At 60.1% G+C, this 16,804-nt stretch carries 13 protein-coding genes and 4 pseudogenes; 3 read left to right on the top strand and 14 right to left on the bottom strand.

Features of this window, described 5'->3' with window-relative positions; translation table 11 throughout:
- Positions 1-439: 439 nt before the first annotated feature.
- Positions 440-1,774 carry an IS5-like element ISBj2_B family transposase gene (locus AB7008_RS07735; RefSeq protein ID WP_181577869.1) on the top strand — a complete coding sequence of 445 codons (1,335 nt, stop codon included), beginning with the start codon at positions 440-442 and terminating at the stop codon, positions 1,772-1,774.
- A gap of 1,170 nt (positions 1,775-2,944) precedes the next feature.
- On the opposite strand, the gene AB7008_RS07730 is transcribed toward AB7008_RS07735, so the two are convergent.
- The 4 genes and pseudogenes from AB7008_RS07730 to AB7008_RS07715 form a co-directional block, all read right to left on the bottom strand.
- Entirely contained in the window at positions 2,945-3,346 is a 402-nt protein-coding gene (locus AB7008_RS07730; protein WP_014497933.1) for a hypothetical protein, read from the bottom strand.
- Positions 3,347-4,349: 1,003 nt separating this feature from the next.
- Positions 4,350-5,414, bottom strand: coding sequence for an IS630-like element ISRj1 family transposase (locus tag AB7008_RS07725; RefSeq protein WP_011084514.1), 1,065 nt, complete (start codon positions 5,412-5,414; stop codon positions 4,350-4,352).
- 324 nt (positions 5,415-5,738) lie between these two features.
- Positions 5,739-5,897 (bottom strand): annotated as a pseudogene (locus AB7008_RS07720) (IS630 family transposase); the annotation flags it as partial.
- Positions 5,898-6,131: 234 nt separating this feature from the next.
- Positions 6,132-7,153, bottom strand: a pseudogene (locus AB7008_RS07715) (IS110 family transposase).
- Positions 7,154-7,478: 325 nt separating this feature from the next.
- Between AB7008_RS07715 and AB7008_RS07710 the strand changes: the two are divergent.
- Positions 7,479-7,808: pseudogene (locus tag AB7008_RS07710) on the top strand (transposase); the annotation flags it as partial.
- Between the two features lie 254 nt (positions 7,809-8,062).
- Here AB7008_RS07710 and AB7008_RS07705 read toward each other — a convergent pair.
- Positions 8,063-8,856, bottom strand: a pseudogene (locus tag AB7008_RS07705) (IS630 family transposase); the annotation flags it as partial.
- Between the two features lie 129 nt (positions 8,857-8,985).
- Between AB7008_RS07705 and AB7008_RS07700 the strand changes: the two are divergent.
- Positions 8,986-9,746, top strand: a protein-coding gene (locus tag AB7008_RS07700) for an IS5-like element ISBj2 family transposase (protein ID WP_110115815.1) whose coding sequence is annotated in 2 segments (ribosomal slippage) — positions 8,986-9,325 and positions 9,325-9,746 — 762 coding nt in all. Because the reading frame shifts where the segments join, the coding sequence is not laid out codon by codon here.
- Positions 9,747-9,755: 9 nt separating this feature from the next.
- Here AB7008_RS07700 and AB7008_RS07695 read toward each other — a convergent pair.
- The 9 genes from AB7008_RS07695 to AB7008_RS07655 are packed head-to-tail and all read right to left on the bottom strand — an operon-like array spanning position 9,756 to position 16,795.
- Entirely contained in the window at positions 9,756-10,793 is a 1,038-nt protein-coding gene (locus tag AB7008_RS07695) for an EscU/YscU/HrcU family type III secretion system export apparatus switch protein (RefSeq protein ID WP_014497939.1), read from the bottom strand.
- Positions 10,790-11,611: a type III secretion system export apparatus subunit SctT gene (gene sctT, locus AB7008_RS07690; protein ID WP_011084629.1), complete on the bottom strand. Its 822-nt coding sequence runs from the start codon at positions 11,609-11,611 to the stop codon at positions 10,790-10,792. Before sctT ends, AB7008_RS07695 begins: the two co-directional genes overlap by 4 nt.
- A 10-nt stretch (positions 11,612-11,621) precedes the next feature.
- Complete coding sequence (locus AB7008_RS07685) at positions 11,622-11,897, bottom strand: EscS/YscS/HrcS family type III secretion system export apparatus protein (protein ID WP_011084628.1); 276 nt, start codon at positions 11,895-11,897, stop codon at positions 11,622-11,624.
- 2 nt (positions 11,898-11,899) lie between these two features.
- The gene (gene sctR, locus AB7008_RS07680) at positions 11,900-12,565 is read right to left on the bottom strand and encodes a type III secretion system export apparatus subunit SctR (protein ID WP_011084627.1); all 666 of its coding nucleotides are present in this window, start codon (positions 12,563-12,565) and stop codon (positions 11,900-11,902) included.
- Positions 12,558-13,679: a type III secretion system cytoplasmic ring protein SctQ gene (gene sctQ / locus AB7008_RS07675; protein WP_011084626.1), complete on the bottom strand. Its 1,122-nt coding sequence runs from the start codon at positions 13,677-13,679 to the stop codon at positions 12,558-12,560. Before sctQ ends, sctR begins: the two co-directional genes overlap by 8 nt.
- A complete protein-coding gene (locus tag AB7008_RS07670) occupies positions 13,676-14,212 on the bottom strand; it encodes a hypothetical protein (protein WP_011084625.1) in 537 nt (178 codons plus the stop codon). Before AB7008_RS07670 ends, sctQ begins: the two co-directional genes overlap by 4 nt.
- Positions 14,188-15,543 (bottom strand): type III secretion system ATPase SctN, encoded by a 1,356-nt coding sequence (sctN, locus tag AB7008_RS07665; protein ID WP_011084624.1) that lies wholly within the window; start codon positions 15,541-15,543, stop codon positions 14,188-14,190. The genes AB7008_RS07670 and sctN overlap by 25 nt, the downstream gene beginning before the upstream one ends.
- The gene (gene sctL / locus AB7008_RS07660) at positions 15,540-16,160 is read right to left on the bottom strand and encodes a type III secretion system stator protein SctL (RefSeq protein WP_011084623.1); all 621 of its coding nucleotides are present in this window, start codon (positions 16,158-16,160) and stop codon (positions 15,540-15,542) included. The genes sctN and sctL overlap by 4 nt, the downstream gene beginning before the upstream one ends.
- Positions 16,157-16,795, bottom strand: coding sequence for a nodulation protein (locus tag AB7008_RS07655; protein ID WP_011084622.1), 639 nt, complete (start codon positions 16,793-16,795; stop codon positions 16,157-16,159). Before AB7008_RS07655 ends, sctL begins: the two co-directional genes overlap by 4 nt.
- Positions 16,796-16,804: the final 9 nt, after the last annotated feature.

Below are 16,804 nucleotides of genomic sequence, written 5' to 3'. Positions count from 1 at the left end.
CCAGGATGGCACGATACGACACGGCGTAACGAACCGCCGCCAGGCGTTCATCGTTGATACCGGCGCGTGGCTCCGCCGCGTGTTGCAGGGATACCTGAACTACGACACCATTCACGGGACTCTGATACGGGCTCGGGCCTTGGCCCGGTGCGATGCTTACGCGCTGGCCCGCCGAGCGACCACAGCGCGTTCTGCAGACCCTCGGCCAGGGCGACGAAGCTCTCGCCCCAGGACTGGTAGTCGCCTCACGTGTCTCGGCGATCAGCTTCGGATGTTGTCCGTGAACAAGCCTCCAAGCACTTGATTGAGAGTCTGTTTTCCGGTTGCGGCGGCATTTGAGATTGCAGGGGATTGGGGCTTCACAGCAAAAACCTGCAATTTCGATTTTGGATTTCCCTGCCGCTGCGAACCGTGATTCTGTGCTGCATCGGAGGGACCGATGCGACCAAAGAAGCACAGGACGACAGGCTCGAACGATCTGTTCCGGTCCCGGCTGGACCAGATCATCAACATGCGACACGAGCTGGTTCTGCTCGCCGGCAGGGTCGATTGGGACTGGATCGACGGCGAGATCGCGCCGCTCTACAGCGACAACGGCAGGCCGGGTATCGCGACCCGCTTCATGATCGGATTGCTGCTGCTCAAGCACATCTACGAGGGGGTGTGCGAGCGCTGGGTCCACGATCCGTACTTCCAGTTCTTCACCGGCGAAGAGTTTTTCCAGCACGTTTTCCCGCATGAGCGCTCAGACCTGAGCCACTGGCGCAAGCGGCTCGGCGACAAGCTGGAGCGGTTGTTGGCCGAGAGCCTTCGCGTGGCGCACGCGAGCGGTGCGTTGCGCAGCCAGGACCTCAAGCGGGTCACGGTCGACACGACCGTCCAACCGAAGGCCATCAGCTTCCCGACCGACGCCAAGCTGCTGCATGCAGCGATCCGCGGGTTGAACCGCCTGGCGAGGAAGCACGGGGTCAGGCTCCGGCAATCCTATGTTCGCGTGGCCAAAAGCGCGGCGATGATGGCGGGCCGCTACGCTCATGCCAAACAATTCAACCGGCATCAGCGACAGCTGCGCATCCTGCGCAGCCGGCTGGGCCGGATCATCCGCGACATTCGCCGCAAGACCGAGGGCCAGGCCGCATTGGAGGGGGCATTCGCCCTGCCGCTGAGCCGAGCCACCCAGATCGGCTCGCAGCAGCAGCGCCAGCGCGGCTGGAAGTTGTATTCCTTCCATGCTCCGGAGGTCGAGTGCATCGGCAAGGGCAAGGCCGCCGCGCCCTATGAGTTCTGCGTGAAGGCCTCCATCGTCACCAACAACCAAAGAGCTCCGGGCGGCTTGTTCGTGCTCCACGCCTGCTCGCTGCCGGACAACCCCTACGACGGTCACACCCTTCGCAACGTCATCGAGCGCACCGAGAGCCTCACCGGCTGCCCGATCGAACGGGCCTATGTCGACAAGGGATATCGCGGCCACGACACACAAAATCCCCGCCGCGTCTTCATCTCGGGCCAGAAGCGCGGCGTCTTCGGCGTCATCAAGCGCGAGCTACGCCGCCGTTCCGCCATCGAGCCCATCATCGGACACATGAAGAACGAAGGTCACCTTAGCCGCTGCTATCTCAAAGGCCGCGCCGGAGATGCCGCTAACGTTCTCCTCTCGGCCGTTGGCCACAACCTCCGCCGTGTCCTGGCTTGGCTCAGAGACCTTTTGTCCCTCTTCCTGCTCTCACTCTGGCCAACGCTCAACTGTCCAGTTCAGCCCAATTCGGCTTATTAACGATCGACTCGGATCGCAGGCAGCGCGGGCGACTCGCCGCCTTGGCTGACTTCAATCGGGAGCTAGTTCAGTTTCTGCGGAGAAAAATCTCGTGTTCCGAGCCTGGCGGCCCGATACCGGCTGTTTAGTTCACGTCCCCGAGAGTAAGACTTTTATTTGGCTCAGATCCGGATGGGGCAGAAGCTTGTGCAAACCCATTCGCAACTTGAGGTCTTCCGGCGCCCACGGATCTCCCTGCTGCCAGCTCGGGGGCCCATAAAGAGACAAACTTGGCAGCGGCTGGTTGCGCCGCACTTGCGGCGCATAAGGCGAGGATGTTGAGTTGAAGCCGTCCATGTTCCACCCCCTGAACGCTTAAAGCCGACTACAGAAGGTCAGCGACAGGAAACAGCGCGGGCGCGGCCTGGCGCCTACCGACCTGGGGGGCTGGATAAAGGCACTATCCCTGCCGCTCCGCGCTGCCGTTGAGTTTAGCGGAAAGCGTGACTCGGCGCTGACCGTTCTGGATAGATAGCGCTGTCCCTGCCACGTCCCGTTAACCACAACGGCTCTGTATCCGGGCTGGCTTACTGAAAGCTGACGAGACCCGGCAATTCCCAAAACGAAAGCGGCCCGTGTGGGCAAGTTGCAGTCAAGCGTGAGAACGACGTTCCGGCGGCACGCTTGGTACCACGTCAGCCTGAGCATTCGCCAGCTAGCAGCTCCGGTGTCCAGCGCCCGGCCTGCCGGAGGGCCGCAGGCGGTGGCCACCAGAAGGGCCTCTTCCTTGTCGTTGAGTTCGCGCTCTGCCCGGTAGGCGGCTCTTCGCTCTGGTTCTCCGCCAGGTTGCCTTCGACAAAAACGTCGAAGGGTGGGAGACCGCCAAGTGGCCGACGCCCAGGCTTGTGGCGATCACGTCATCACTCATCCCGGCATCGGCCGCCAACCGGATCTGCGCCCCCTTGAGCGGACAGCGGTTGCCTGCCTCCGCCTAAGAAAAGCTCTATTCGACAAAAAGAGAGGTATCTATGGCAAACGAATCTTAGATAACTCGCGGCATCTTGAGTTCAGAGCAATCGTGGGATTTGGCGGGTGAGCTGAAGCCACTAAAGCGACCCACACCCTCGTCAGTGGGCGACATATGCCCTCGGCTCTGGAGGAAGTAGCTGCGATCGGGCTCTTATCGCAAGCTCAGTGAAGCGCCTGCCTTCCCGCGGGTGATGGCTGTGGCTTGAGATGATCCAATATCTTCGAGCCGGCGCTGAACGACCTCGACCAGAATTTCTCCAGAAAATCCAGGTGACACCGCAACAGCTCCGAGGAAGTTTTGGAGTCCGCGATATCCTTCAGAAAGGTGGCCTGATCGTGCAGGGAGGAAGCCGCCAAACCTAGTCCGTCCTTCAGGGCCGCAGCGAACAGGTTGCTTGTCGCTTCAATCGAGCTCTGCCATTCCCGAAAAGTAAATGGACTAGGCGATGCGGCTGTCGTAGATTTCCCAGCGCCATCGGCGGAAGCGCCAGATATCAGAGCCGGGTCGTGCCCGACATGTGGCCGCCGCTCGCGTTTCTCGTCTTCGCTTGCATTCGGTGCCATTCGAGATCTCCTAGCTTGAAGGGCTTATAACGTACTAAGTTGTTCGCCGCTCATTTCGATCATCCCCTACAAGGTACCACAATTGCCAACACGCGATACCTACCTCATTTGGTAACGTGGCAGCAAAGGAGGCAGTGAACGCGATACGGCCAGAGCCCATAGGCTGTAAAGCGCGCGTCCGTGTGCTGTCGCTTTGCCCACCGGTGCCGGCCCAGAGGCTGAGAACTGGGGCGATCGGATGGAGGATGGTGCCGGCTGCGCGTAGATGGCTGGCGGCGGCAAAGTCGGTGAGCGCACGTACATGGAGCAGCAATCAACATTCAATAATTGTTTAAGATTCTCCAAGCCGCTGGAACGGGCGATCGCTTCTACCCTGCTTCGAAGGCTTCACTGGCAGCCTGCTCGGCCTGTTGACGGCCCTGCCCTCTGAGCCAACGAGCGCTTCTGGACGGGCCACATGAAAGCGACTTTGAATCGCGGTGGATGCCCTCGACGGCTGGAAGCCGATTCGGCCGGCTGGCGTATATGATCTATTAGAACCATCTCGGCGGCTCGCGCAACCAGGCGACCGCCAGGCACTTAACCGCCGCGGCACCGCTATACGGGATCATCCAGAGGTTCTTGCCGACCGAATGCGAAATCCATGCTTCGATACGACGAGCTAACTGCCGGCGCAAACTTGCGATGTTCGGCGAAGCTTGTCCGGTGTCAGCTAGCGGGTTGGGTTAGGTGAAGCAATAGACGTTGCAAGCACCCCGCGCGGGAAAACGGCGTTGATGGACAATGGCGGCAATACCCTTGCGTCTCGAGTTTAGCTGGAGGCTTGCTTTTTCTCTCGCACGCAGGCTTACGTCCTGTGGCTCTCGAACGTGTGCGGCGCAATGTGGCACTCGGGCCGATCTTGAGACGTATAAACGCTGTGATCGTATGAACTTGTAGCAGCGCGGCTCGAGATAGACGACCAGAGACATGCTCCAGATGGCACCGTCCCTAGTACCCGGAATCAGAGCTGAGTGATACGGCGGCCTTTGAAACGGCGTTGACGGACCTTTTTCTTGGTCCAGACGAAGGGCTCGGCTCTGTCGTTGTATGCGTTGACGTAGGCATCGATGTGTTCCTGAAGCTGCTTGAGGCTCGTGAAGGAGGTGCCGCTGAGCGACTGCCCCTGCAAGATGGAAAACCATACTTCGACCTGATTGAGCCATGACGCACTTGTCGGCGTGAAATGAAATTGCACGTTGGGGTGGGCCTTGAGCCAGTCCTCGTTCTTTTTATGGGTGTTGAGGTTGTCGAGGATGACGTGAAGCTTGCGGTTCGGAAAAGTCGCGGTGACGCTGTTCATGAAATCGAGAAACTCGACGCGGCGCCGGCGTTTTGAATGGGTCGCGATGATCTTTCCGGTGGCGACTTCGAGCGCCGCAAACAATGTTGTGGTGCCATGCCGCTTGTAATCGTGGCTTTGGCCGGTTAAGGCGCGGCCATTGGGCAACTTCAGATAACCCTGCGCTCGCTCCAAAGCCTGGATCGAGGGCTTCTCGTCCACGCACAGCACAATGGCCTTCGCCGGCGGCGCGACATAGAGGCCGACAACATCGGCGGCTTTGGCCGTAAAGTTCGGGTCGTTGCTCTCGCACCAGGACTTGCGAGCCACCAGGTCAATCTTGTGGCTGCGCAGGAACCGCCAGACATATTGGACATCGACATCGCCCAGCGCCTCGGCCAGCAGGGGGCCGGTCCAGCGCGCAAACCCTTGCGGTGGCGGCTTATCCAGCAGCTTCAGAATCCGCTTGTCGGTCGTCTTCGTATAGATCGGCTGCTTGCCAGGCCGCGGCTTGTCTTGCAGCCCTTCAAGGCCATGGTCGGCATAGCGATGCCGCCAAAGGCTGACAATCCGCGGCTGGACCCCAACTTCCTTGGCGATCGACCGGGTGCTGCGCCCATCCGCCGCCAACAGAACTATCCGCGCCCGCTTCAAATCGCGCTGCAACGTCACCGGTGAGCGACAGCACGCCTCAAGCACCTTGCGATCTTTCCTCGAAAGGTGGACTTCTCTTGCTTCGGGTATCATCCCGACCTTGAATCACGACTCACGTTCCAAGAAAAGTGGGTACTAGTTGACGATCAGCACTACCGGCTTGTCAACCGAGTGGCAGGGTCCCCTAGCCAAGGTGGTACAAGTCGACGTCCTCGAGGGTGTAGGCGCTGAAGCTCCCGAAATGGGCGAACAAGTTGTTGCGCTTGGCGCCGCAGCTGATCCGGTGATCCGGTCGGCGAGGCCGCGGCCCAGAGGCTATCGGGCGAGCGCATCGGCGCCTCGCGGAAGATGCGAGCATCGATTGAGCGCCAGCCTGCAGATCGCAGCGTCAGGACAGGACGACCTAGTCACGTGAATCTAATGTTCGCCACATAAAGTCTGCTGGGTTTTGTGGCAGAAGCGTTTGACGGAAGCCAAAATCTGGTCTGCGGACTTGGTCCATTTGAAGGGCTTCGGGTTTTGGTTGTGCAGGTGGATGAAGGTGCAGATGTCGGCCTCGAGTTGCCCGACGGAGGTGTCGTCTAATCGCTGCTGGGACGTCAAGCATTTAGTTTCGTCAAGAGACGCTGCCGGGTGCGTGGTTGTCTTCGCGGTCGACATTGGTCGCCGCATGATGGAGCTTCGCGGACGAGCCTTCAATGTGGACGACGCACTTTGCTGAGTCAGCAGTGCAACCCCATCAGCGGAATGGCTCGGCTCACGTCCTGGCAGGGATACCTTAGGCGTTCAGGTTCTGAACGCTATCCGAGCTTATGCGGCAGCTCCGGCATTCGGATTGAACAGCTCGCCGGTCTTAAGCATCGTATGCTTATCACCGCCAGTTTCCGTGCCACAGCCACGGCGGCTCTTTTGAAGCCGATCCTCTCCCGGAGATGCCGTCCCCACGTCCGCAGAGCGCTGTCGGTTGAGCTGCGCGTCAGAATGACCGCTGCCGCTTCATAGAGAAGCCCACGCAAATGGCGGTCGCCACGTCGGGATATATGGCCATCATAATCGACTTCTCCGGATTGGTAGCGGCGCGTTGTCAGGCCGATCCACGCGCCAACAGATCGGGATTTCCTAAAGTTGTCAGGCTCCTCAATAGCTGTGGCAAAAGAGGTTGCGGTGATCGCACCGATGCCCGGAATCGACATGAGGATGCGGCAGGCCTGACTCTCGCGCGCATCCCGAACCAACTGGCGACCGAGTTCGGCGGCGCGGATGCGAATGCCACGCCAGGCTTCCAGCATCGGAAGCACGATGGATGCAAGTCCGTCCTGATCAGCCAGAAGGTTCCGGACGTTCTCGAAGGTGCTTCCCTTTCCGGCGGGAACAAGCAGACCGAAGGTCTTCATGACGCCGCGGATCTGGTTCGAAAGCTCGGTGGTGATCCGGACCAGCCGCGTGCGCGCCGCGACAAGCGTGCGGGTCAGCATGCTGTTGAATCCCTTCACGCGCACCTCACGAAAGAACCCGACTTCCGCGAGCTGCGCCAGACCATCGGCGTCGTTCGCGTCCGTCTTGTTCGCCGCCATATCGAGCGCCGCTTTATCATGGCGCGCATCGACGCAGATCGCCGGCAATCCTTCGGTGCGCAAAGAATGATAGAACCATACCGACAGCGGTCCCGTCTCGAACACCACGCGTTTCACGGCCGGCGCCCGCTTGCGGATGAGCGCGGCGATGACACTGGGATCAGATGCACACTTGCCGCGCCAGATCCGTTCACCTGCTCGACGGATCGAGACCGCCGTCTCTTTCATCGACACATCGAGACCGATATACTCTTCCATGGCTGTTCTCCATTCGATGCTTGGGCCCGGCGTCCAGTCGTGAGCCCGTATTTCCATCCTATCGGGGAACAGCCACCCTCCAAGACTATTGATTGTCTTTAGGGCAACACGCTCCTGCGATTACCCCATGTGGACGCCCCCTCACGGCATCGCTGTGCCAAAGTGGTGTCGTTGACCATCACTTGAACGGAGGCGTCCATGTCGGAATTTAGCATAATCGCGTTGGATCTGGCGAAGAATGTGTTCCAGATGCACGGCGCGGATGCATCAGGAACCGTGCTTTTCCGCAAGAAGCTGCGCCGGGATCAGATCCTTAAATGTCTTGCCGCGCAGCCGACGTGCACGGTCGCAACGCGACTTTGCGGCATGGCTGGGGCTTACCCCGCTGCAGCGCTCCACCGGAGGCAAGCAGAAGCTCGGCAAGACGTCACGTATGGGCGAACGAACCCTGCGACGACTACTGATCATCGGCGCGAGCGCGGCCGTGCGCTGGGCAATGCGCAAAGACTCGACAGCGGATTCTTGGCTTGCGCGCATGCTTGCCCTCAAGCCGCCCATGCTGGTGATCGTCGCCCTCGCTAACAAGATGGCGCGCATCGTCTGGGCATTGATGGCGAGAGGCGGAACCTATCGGGCTCCGGCTGCGGCGAAGTAGTTCCGCGGCAGGGACCGTGAGTGTGAGAAGGTCAACCGGAGAGTATGGCGCACGGTCACGAGACAGGAATGGGAAAACCAGATCATGGATACGCGCCTCGAGCACGCGAAGTTGAATTGGACCCGTTCCGCGAACTCCCATACGGGCCAGCGGCATGTGGCAGCCGCAACAAAAGGCCGAACACATGTCAGCGCCCGACCACGCTCCGCACTCTTCGAAAGATTCTTCTTGCACCAACGGGGGCGTCTACACATGTCCATGACGATATGGACATCGAGGCCTTCAGGAACTTGAGCATCGATCTCTTTTAAAAACTTCAAGACTCGACTGCCCGGTGGCGCTTGTAGCATTTGCCGATGACGAACCCCGAGGCGACATCGAGCGCGGCAAACAGCGTGGTCGCACCATGCCGCACATAGCTGTGCGTACGACGCTCCGGTATGCCGGGCATCATTGGCAAGACCGGCTGCTCGCGATCGAGTGCCTGAATCTGGCTTTTCTCATCGATGCTGAGGACAAGGGCTCGGTTCGGCGGGGACAGGTAAAGCCGACGATGTCGCGTGCCTTGTCGACGAGCCGCGGATCGCTCGACAACTTGAATGTCTGGCTACGGTGCGGTTGCAAGCCGAACGCCGACCACATTCGGCGGATCGTGGTGCGGGAAAAGCCAGTTTCCGCAGCCATCGAGCGGATCAACCATTGCGTCGCCTCGGCCGGCGTCGTACGCAGCGTGCGATCGATCATGGCGGCAACCTGATCGTCGTTGATGGTGCGAGGGCGGCCAGGGCGTGCCTCGTCAAGCAAGCCATCACAGCGATCCTTCAAAAATCGGCGGCGCGACTTGCCAACGGTGTGTTCGTGGAGGCCGAGTTCGGCAGCCACAGACTTGCTTGGCAAGCCATCCGCCCACCGCAGGATCGCGCGGCATCGCTCAGGAAAGCAACCGCGCAGCACGATGACGACGAACTTGCCTCTCCAAGTACGCCCGCTCCTGCGGACTCAGCACCAACGGCGCGATCGGCCGGCCTTTCCCACCTGCATTCGCCACAAGCGCTCTCCTCTCTCGAGATTCAAGCTATCAACCAATGCGACGAACTTGCGTTCCGGATGACTAGGGTCTGTACCTAAATAGCGCCACGTGATTCTCTTGCCTACGTGTTGATTCGGGGGCGAGAGAATGCGCGCTGGTTTGTTTTGGCTGAACGACAGGCAATGGGCGCGTATCGAACCGCATCTGCCGAGGGGACTGACGGGGCCGGATCGGGACGACGACCGACGCATCGTCAGCGGCATCATTCACATGCTGCAATCGGGTGCACGATGGCGTGATTGTCCACGTGAATACGGCCCTTACACGACGATCTACAATCGCTTCAATCGCTGGGCCAAGCGAGGACGATGGTGCGCAATCTTCGAAGCGCTGGCCAAGCCTGGCGAAGACGGCGTCGTACTGTCGCTCGACTCGACCTCGATTAAAGCTCACCGGTGTGCCTCCGGCGGAAAAGGGGGGAGCACAATCAAGCAATCGGCCGCTCGCGCGGAGGCCGCACGACAAAAATCCATGCGCTGAGCGATCCGCTCTGCCGGCCGGTCGTCCTGCATCTGACTCCAGGCCAGGATGCCGATATCGCTGCGGCTCCCGATGTCCTGGCGCTCGCGCCACCCATGAGCGTGCTCCTCGCCGACAAAGGGTATGATGGCGACAAGCTTCGCGGCGCAATCATTCGTCGTGGCGCCAAGCCCGTAATCCCCAATAAATCTAACCGTGTCGTCATCCATCGCTTCAACAAACGCGCCTACAAAGGACGAAATGTCATCGAACGCTGCTTTTGCAGGCTCAAGGACTTCCGGCGCATCGCCACGCGATATGACAAGCTCGCCCGTAATTTTTTGGCCGCTGTTCATCTCGCCGCTCTCGTCGCATATTGGCTCAATTGAGTCTGGACCCTAGACTAGCCCCGCCGCATAGAGCGCTTTTGCGACTGACTCGAAATACTGCGAAGGCACCGGGTTGCCGAGCCTTGCCTTGCCGAGCAGCTGACGCGCCAGAACATTGTCCTCCACAATGTTGAGGCGAAGCGCGCGCGCCTCACCAAGCAGCTGTGAAGCAGCTTCACCCTCGCCACGGCAGACCAACACCGGCACACCGGTCTCGCCGCGAACATAGCGCAGACCAATCAACGTTGCCGGTCCCCGCAATATCAACGTGGCCCGGCTGATGCCGAGTGGAGCCTCGTTTGCCGACTCTTGCCGCAGCCGCCGGTGCTCGCGCTTCACCTGCGGATTGCCTTGCTGTTCCTTGTTCTCCCGCTTGGCCTCCGTTTCCGTCATGCGCATGTCCTGCATAAACAACCAACGCTGGATTAGAAGGTCAGCCAATCCGCCGACCAGAAAAGCTCCAGCGGCAATGCCAATCAGCAGTTTAACCTCGGTGAAGACGAAACCAAAACAGCCCATGCCGCAGACTGGCAGGTACACCAGCGCTTTCCAGCTCGCGGTCACGGTTAAAAAGAAGATCGCACCAAGCAAAACCACTTTAGCCAGGGTCTTGCCAAGCTCGATGGCCGAACGTTTCGAGACGATACGCTTCAAGCCTTTGATGGGATCGAGTTTCTCGAGCTTCGGCTTGAGCGGCTCCGAAGCAAACATAAAGCCGCCATTGGCCAGGACATTGGCCAGAAGAGCTGCTGTCACGGCAGCGGCGAGCAACGGAGCGACAGTGGCAATCGAAAGTTCTAGCAAGCCGCTGAGCGCTTGTGGCACCGCGCTTGTGAACGGCTGCTCCTGCAGTTTATCGACCAGCCGGGCCGTCTCCTGCCACTTGTCCTCAATGGCACCCGCTCGCCACCACAGACAGCCGAAACCGGCACAGGCGCTGACGCCGCTCACTAGATCGGAGCTGCGCGCGCTCTGCCCCTTCTTGCGCGCATCGCGCAGCTTCTTGGGCGTCGGAGGAAGCTTTTTCTCCTCACTCGTAGAGCTCATTTCAACAGCTTCCTCAGATGATCGAGCATGTCGTTCGAGGTCAGGATTTCAGAACCGGCATATTCGAGCAGATAGACGGTGTAGCTGACCATAATGACCCCGAATGCAACATTCTTGATCATCGGAGAGAGATCGTTCATCTTGAGCTGAGATGCAAAACGGCCGAGCATCATGACCGAGATATCCACCAGCAACAGCAGGGCCAGAACCGGCCCGGCGACCAACAAGGTCGTCATCATGATACGATCGAGAAGGGCAAGACACTCCATTGCCCCTTGCACTGTCAAGGCAGGCAAAAACTGATAGACAGGCCACACTAGGTAGCTGCCATAAAGGCCGCTCACCATGGTCTGCAGCCCGCCGACCAGAACGAAGATCGTAACCGCCGTAACACCGAGAAAGAGCCCGGTTCCAGTCGCTTGGCTGTGCGTCGCGGGATCCTCCCCCGCAACTTGGCTTGAAATTCCTCGTTGGGTATCGATGATGTCGCCGACTGCCTGTATGCTCCATAGTGGAATACTGAGCAGGATGCCGAGCATCAGACCGACGAACACCTCCTTCACGCCAAGCATGGTAACGCTAACCAAGCGCGTGTTCGGGTCCAAGGCCTGCAGACCGAGCTTGATCTGAGCAAGGCAAGGCAGGCCAATCGCAATCGTCAGGCTTCCCCGAATGAGGCCGCTGATACGCGGCCGGGTGAAGACAGGAAGCACCAGCATGATGCCTAGGGCGCGGGCCGCACTCAGGCCGGTTGCGGCGACGAATTCGATCGAGCCCTGAACGAGAACTTGCGCCTCTGCGGGTGACAGGCCAGCCATCCAAGCTCTGCTAGTATCTTGCGGTGAGTGCCGGAAACTCGCTGAAGATGCGCTCGGCCTGGTCGATCAGCGGGGCGCTGAGAACCGGGGAAAAACCGGCGAGCACGGCGACGACAACCAGAAGCTTGACCGTCAGTGGCAGGGTTTGGTCCTGGAGCTGAGTTGCCGCCTGGATAAGGCCAATGATCAGTCCGGAGATCAGAGCTGCGAGCAACGGCGGCAGAACCCAGATCATGAAGAGCACGAGCGATTGACTGAGGTGCGTAAGGATGCTGGCTTCGTTCATGGTCAACCTCCTGGCGTGGTGTAGCTTAGTACTAGCCCGTGCATGAGACGTGACCAGCCGTCGATAGTGACGAACAGAAAGAGCTTGAAGGGGACAGATATCACTGTGGGGGATACCATCGACATACCCATGGCCATCAAAATCGTGGTGACAATCAGATCGATCGTGATGAAGGGAAGATAGAGAAGAAAACCGATTTCGAAGCCCCGCTTGAGTTCGGAAATCAAGAACGACGGCACAAGAATTGAGAAATCATCTGCCGTTACGCTGCCGCGCATCTCCTCCGACCAGACATGTTCGGTGGATGACAGGAAGAAGCGGCGCTGCTCTTCATTGGTGAATTTCTTCAGATGAACACGCAGCGGCTCCTGTCCCTCCTTGGCGGCCATCACCCAGTCATCGAAACTCTGGTAGCGAAGTTGCGGATCGGTAAGGCGGTTATAGGTCTGCTCGAAGACTGGAGCGCTGATGAAGACGGTCAGGATGAGTGCCGCTCCGTAAAGGACGATGTTCGGCGGTATCGATTGAGTTCCTAGCGCATTGCGCACGAGGAAGAGAACAACCGAGACCTTGATAAAGGCTGTAGTTGTGACGACAGCAAAGGCCAGGAGACCAAGGCCGACCGTTATTGCAAGAAGCGCCAGGATGCTGGGTTGAATTTCAGTCATTAAGCGCCAACCTGCCGCGTAACCTGACGGCGAGCTCCTCGCCGATCCGCACGATGTCGCCTCGGCCGATACGTTGGCCGTTCGCAACGATATCGACCGGCCCGTCAAGATGCCGGCCAAGTTCGAACACGTGGCCTTCGTTGATGGTTCGCAAGGTTCCCAACGGCATCGGCCAGCGGCCACATTCGAATACGAGTGTGATCTCGATGCTGTCGATATCCGCCTCTGACGGGGGCTGCTGTTGCATCTGGTTTTGGGGCATCACATCTTCACTTTTTAGAGGGTGGGATCGCAAGCGGAATGGTCCTCGCAGCACCAGCCTGTCGCCGCCAATCTCTGCAGGGGCCCACAATCGGTCTGCAACGAGAACAATTTGGCCTCGCGCGAGTGGAATTGTGTCCGGGAGCAGCGCATCGCCTTGCTCTGCTTGGCGAAGAACGCCGATCGCGACGCGGAGCGAGCCGATATGGCCTGCAACGATGACCGGGAGTTCGGAAAGCAGCCTGGCCGCCTGTCGCGGTAATCGGCCGAGCAGCTCGCCGAGGACGGTGAAAGCCGGAGGCACCGGACCGTCGAACGGAGAGAATAGAAGCAGCCGAGCCTTGCTGGCGAGCTCACCATAGGCGACGTCAAATTCAAGATAAGGCTGCGTACTCCGCGCTTCCTCGGTGCGAACAAGCTGCAGATTCCGCTGCGTCATTCTTTCCAGCGCAGCAAGCAAGGGTTCAAGCGCAAGTTCCAGGACCAGCGAACGCGCCGGCTCAGAAGGTAAGGTAAGCCCATTCTGCACGGTCCGAACCAGCGCTTCCGCAAGCTTACCCGGCAAGGACAGGATCAAGGTTTCACCTTCTACTTCGAAGACGCAGTCGAGCATCGGTGCCGCAGCCGGCTCCGCCTGCCAGACGGTCCGGCTCACGCGCACAGATAGCGGCTTCTCGCCGAGGAGGCCTTGTAGAGGCGCACGCAACGCTGTGATCTCGTTAAGCCACGAGGCCACTGCGTGCGACAGGATCAGCGACGGCATGAAGGCTGCGCGCTCAGCCGGCCGGTCCGAGGCCGGTGCGGCTTCCGCGCCGCAGGCCCCGAGCTCGCGCGTGAGAGGATCTGCAATCATGCTGGCTCACCTCCCGTCTGCCCTGACGGGCCGCGCCGGTAGCGGAGCAAGACTTCATCATCAGCTTCGATTTCGGCGGCGGCTTCGAAATGAGCACTCGTGGTGCGCCGAACGTCTTGATCAATCTCACGCCATTTCTGGCTCGCCGCTGAACGCCTGGCCCAAACGGCCCTCGCCTCAAGAACCGCAGTCTCAGCTTGCGCCTGAGCAGCACGGGCATTTTCAAGAACCTGCTGCGCCGCTGCAATCTCGTCTGTGAGCCGGCCGATGATGAGATGATAGCGCCGCTGCAGCTCGCAAACAGACATCGCATCGGCTGCTAGCATCTCCCGATAGAGCTCTGCCTCGAGCTTTGCCCGGCGCTCTTCGGCATGTGTAAGATGCTCGAAAGCTCGTTGGACAGCTTGGATCGCAAGGTGGCGCTTGGCTTCCATGTTAGACAATTCACGAATGGCGCTTCGCTCCCGCATGTCCTTTACGAGCCGCAGCTTCGAGGCGTGAACGGGACTTAGGCGGTCAGACGCGATATCCATGCGATCGTCTCCTCAAAGCTGCACGCCTCACCCTGCCCCTGGCGCAGAAAGGCCCGCAGTTGCTCGATCGAGGCGATCGCCCGATCGGTCAGCGGATCAGAGCCTTGTTTGTATTCACCGACCTTGATCAGGAACTCGGCCTCAGCGTACCGTGACAGCAGATCACGGAAAAAGGATGCCGCCTTGCGATGCGGCACGGACACGATCGCATCCATGACGCGGCTGCGGCTCGACAACACGTCGATCGCCGGAAAATGCTCCCGGGAGGCCAACGCGCGGGAGAGAATAATGTGGCCATCGAGGATGCCGCGTGATTCTTCCGCTATCGGATCACCCGTGCCGTCACCTTCGACAAGCACAGTATAGAAGGCCGTAATGGAGCCATGCTCGCCCATGCCGGCGCGCTCCAACAAGCCCGGCAACAGTGCAAAAACGGATGGCGGAAATCCGCGCCGGGTCGGCGGTTCTCCTGCGGCAAGTCCGATTTCACGCATGGCGCGGCTAAAGCGCGTCAAAGAATCCATCATCAGAACGACGCGAAGGCCCTGATCACGAAAATATTCGGCTAGCGCTGTCGCCATGTGGGCGCATTGGGCCCGCTCCATCGCCGAACGGTCGGAAGTCTCCACCACAACGACGGAACGGTGAAGGGCTTCGCCAAGATGACGTTCGATGAATTCACGCACCTCTCGACCGCGCTCGCCGATCAGCGCAACGATAGTGACGTCGGCCGCTGCGCCTCTTACGATTTGCGACATCAGCGTCGACTTGCCGCAACCGGCATCACCATAAATTCCGATCCGCTGACCTTCTCCGCATGTGAGAAGACCATCCAGGACACGGACGCCGAGCGGGAACGGCTGTTCAATCGCGCGCCGTTTCATCGGATTAGGCGCCCTGCCGCGCAGCGGTCTGGCTTCGCCGGCTTTTATAGGGCCCTTGCCGTCGAGCGGCCGGCCAAAACTGTCGATCACGCGGCCGAGCAAATCGGGGCCGGCAGCCACTTCCTGCATTCGCCCGGTCGTCACCACCTCTGCGCGATTGGACAGCCCCACCATGTCCCCGATGGGCGTGAGTAACACCCCATCCGGCAACAGACCGATTACCTCGGCCTCGAGCGACCATCCGCTGCGAGGATCCTGCAATAAGCACAGTTCTCCGACCCTGGCCTCCGGCAAGACGGCGTGCAGCAGCGTGCCCACGGCCCGCGTGATCCGGCCGCGGACAGCGCGTGTATCGATGTGCTTGGCGGAAGATCTTAAGGATGAGAGTGCGGCCTTTACGGTTCCTTCTGCGGCCGCGGCATGATGGGTCGGTCGTTGCACGGTCACGATTCAGCTTCCTCCGTCAAGCCAAAGCCGAGGCGCAGCGCGCGCAGCTGCGCGGCAAGCCCAAGATCGACGTTGCCGAACTCGCTCCATAAAACACATTGGTCCGCGCTCAGCGCCGGATCCGCCTCAATCCTGAGCTTCGGCCGGCCCTCAAGTCCGTCATAATCCTTGAACTCACTGGCTAGCAGGTCGGCTTTCAGTGGGGATACGTGAAGGCAGACCTCCGTGTTTTTATATCTTTGCTCGATGGCATGACGAACGCACTGGACCAGCATCTTGCCCGAATCAAATGCGCCAAGCAGATCGCGAACGATCTCAAAGACCAGTTGCGGCAATTCCCGCTCCAGAACCGCCTTGCGTTGGGCCAGTTCACAAGTCGCCTGCGCAATCAGCCGGGCCATTTCCTCTGCGCCAGCCTTTGCACCCTCGGCGCGGCCCTGCGCACGTTCCCGCTCATAAGCCAGGCGTGCCCACCCTCGAACCCGCTGCAGATGCCGCTCGGCAGCGGCCAGCGCCTGTATGGCATCGTGCCAGATCTCAAGCTGCGCAGCTGGGATCAGCGGTCCAAGAGCCCGAATCTTCGGGGCCGCGGGTGGTGCGAGGGCATCGGCCGTCATGCCCCAGCATCCTCAGTGCGCAAATGAGCCATGACGAGGGAAAGCAGCGGGCCTGCTGCGCTACGGTGCTCGGCAGTTGAGCTCTCGGCGGCCGTCCCAGCGGGCAAGCGTAGAAGCACGCGGATACGAGCAAGCGATGAAGTCTCTTCGAGCCAAGCGCCGAGACAAGCATGCCCGTCATATTCGATCTGTCGGGACAATTGCTCTGGATCGGCGATCGGGGCCGTTGCGACGGCGCAGGATAAATGCCGGACTGCGAAAGCATGCGCCTCGGCACCGATCAACTCCACCAACACAGGCAGATCGTGCCTGGAGAACAGCTTGAGGATGGAGCGTGCATGCCAAATGCCGCCCGCGAGCAGCGCAGCCCGCCGCGGATCATGCCCCAGGAGAGCATCTTCGCTCCAGTCGCCGCAGCTCACCTCCCCCTTGCTGCCCAAAAGCAGTTCGGCGAGCCTTGGCTGTAGCCTGGCACTCTGCTGTAGCCGAGCCAAAGTGGAAGGTGAAAGCAGCGGGTCAAGAAGCCCGGCAAAACGACCGGGATCGGCCGAGGCAGCAAGCTCGCGCAGCCGATCGGCTGCGAGCGTGAACGAGCGATTGGTTTTTGTGGCTGTGGTTGACATTGATGGCGGCATGAGCGTCCA

Source organism: Bradyrhizobium sp. 521_C7_N1_3, assembly GCF_052075975.1.
GTDB lineage: Bacteria > Pseudomonadota > Alphaproteobacteria > Rhizobiales > Xanthobacteraceae > Bradyrhizobium > Bradyrhizobium japonicum.
Note: the sequence above shows the minus strand (reverse complement) of the source record. Positions and strands in the feature narration are given on the sequence as shown.